Source organism: Comamonas sp. NyZ500, from assembly GCF_016772095.1.
In the GTDB taxonomy this organism is placed as follows: Bacteria; Pseudomonadota; Gammaproteobacteria; order Burkholderiales; family Burkholderiaceae_C; genus Comamonas; species Comamonas thiooxydans.
This window is the reverse complement of the sequence record NZ_JAEIJE010000046.1, coordinates 1-1,140: the sequence shown is the minus strand read 5'-3', so window position 1 is coordinate 1,140 and position 1,140 is coordinate 1. Positions and strand designations below refer to the sequence as shown.

Annotated in this window: 1 protein-coding gene; it reads left to right on the top strand. The window is 57.4% G+C overall.

The window, feature by feature from the left end:
• The coding region (locus tag JAO85_RS25425) for a Tn3 family transposase (protein ID WP_202789294.1) at positions 1 to 997 on the top strand (997 nt) is incomplete at its 5' end.
• Positions 998 to 1,140 lie beyond the last annotated feature (143 nt).

Here is a 1,140-nt window from a genome sequence, read left to right as displayed (position 1 = left end):
TGTGCTGGAATTCATGCAGCGACACCCGATTGCCGCCACCTGGGGGCGGTCCGATTTGGCATCTTCTGACATGATGACCATGGAGACCACCAAACGGGTGTGGCAAGCCCGGCTTGATCCTCGGCGCAACACACCTTCCATTGGAATCTACTCCCATGTAAAAGACCGGTGGGGCATCTTCCATGCGCAGCCCTTTGTGCTCAATGAGCGCCAGGCGGGCGTGGCCATTGAAGGTGTCATCCGCCAAGAAAAGCTGGAGACCAGCCAGCTTGCTGTGGATACCCATGGCTACACCGACTTTGCCATGTCACATGCCCGTTTGCTTGGTTTTGATCTTTGCCCGCGGTTGAAGGAACTCAAACAGCGCCACCTCTTTGTGCCACGCGGCACCAAAGTGCCCGCAGAAATCGCTGCGGTGTGCGAAGCCAATGTCGACGTCGCTTTGATCGAAAAGCATTGGGATAGTCTGGTGCACCTGGCAGCCTCGGTCATGAGCGGACATGCCAGTGCGGTGGCAGCTCTTGCGCGGTTCGGTTCTGCCGCCCAGGGCGATCCAATCTATGAGGCTGGCGTGCAATTGGGGCGGTTGCTGCGTACGGCGTTTTTGGCTGACTACTTTGTCAAGGACGCTTTCAGGAACGAGTTGCGCCGGGTGCTCAATCGGGGCGAGGCTGTTAACGCCCTCAAGCGCGCCATTTATACCGGCCGGATCAGCCCGGCGCAGGCCAAACGTGTCGATGAAATGCAGGCTGTGGCCGATGCGTTGAGCCTGATGGCCAACATCGTGATGGCGTGGAATACCTCACAGATGCAGGCGGTCCTGGATCGCTGGTCGAACCGCCGCCAGGTCATTCCACCGGAACTGATCGGGAAGATTGCGCCCACCAGGCTGGAGAGCATCAACTTGCGGGGTGTGTTTCGCTTCCCGGTTGACCGCTATGCTGACCAAATCCTGCCTTCGCGGCCAAATGCATCGATAACTGGCACCAATGGATGAAACCGACCACGGTTTGACGCCACGAATCGCAGATTTGAAAGTGAACAGGAAAGTCAATGAAATCAACGATCTACCAACACCACCTCCGCGCCAGTGCTAGCTTTTCGTACCGTCACTTATTGCACTGAAAACGAGGAGACCCC